This is a genomic window from Streptomyces hesseae (assembly GCF_031845785.1).
Classification (GTDB): domain Bacteria; phylum Actinomycetota; class Actinomycetes; order Streptomycetales; family Streptomycetaceae; genus Streptomyces; species Streptomyces hesseae.
The window spans coordinates 1-474 of record NZ_JAVRFI010000068.1; the positions used below are offsets into that span (position 1 = coordinate 1).

At 68.6% G+C, this 474-nt stretch carries 1 protein-coding gene; it reads left to right on the forward strand.

The features are described from left to right. Positions 1-292: 292 nt before the first annotated feature. A partial coding sequence (locus RM609_RS34225; RefSeq protein WP_311616587.1) for a helix-turn-helix domain-containing protein occupies positions 293-474 on the forward strand: 182 nt, incomplete at its 3' end.

A 474-nucleotide genomic window follows, 5' to 3' on the forward strand; every position in this document is an offset into this window, starting at 1 on the left:
GTGTCGCTTGCCGATGTCGGTAATGCCGGAGGTCCTTCTGGTGGTGGTGCCGGAGAGGACGCGGAGGGGCTGCCCGGTGGGGGCCGGCCCCGGCGCGGTGGGTTCAGCCTGAAGCAAGACGGTTGCGGAGTGTGATGTACGGGCGCTGCAGCAATGCCGCAGCTCTGCTGAACAAGGCTGGCTACGCTGGTCGTTCGGTCGTTCCACCGGGTGACGGACAGGGGGTGCCACGGTGGTCACGGTGCAGAGATGGTCCGGTCGGGAAGCCCGGCTGCTACGCGACGCCCTGCGCATGAGCCTGCGGGACTTCGCCGCGTACCTGGGGGTCAGCGACCGCACGGTGTCGAACTGGGAGGCAGGCGGTGCTGGCTACCAGCCTCGCGCCGAGTCTCAGGGCATTCTCGACACCGCGCTCGGTCGCGCACCCCACGACGCGAGAACCCGGTTCGCGGAATCCCTGGGAATGAGTGACAC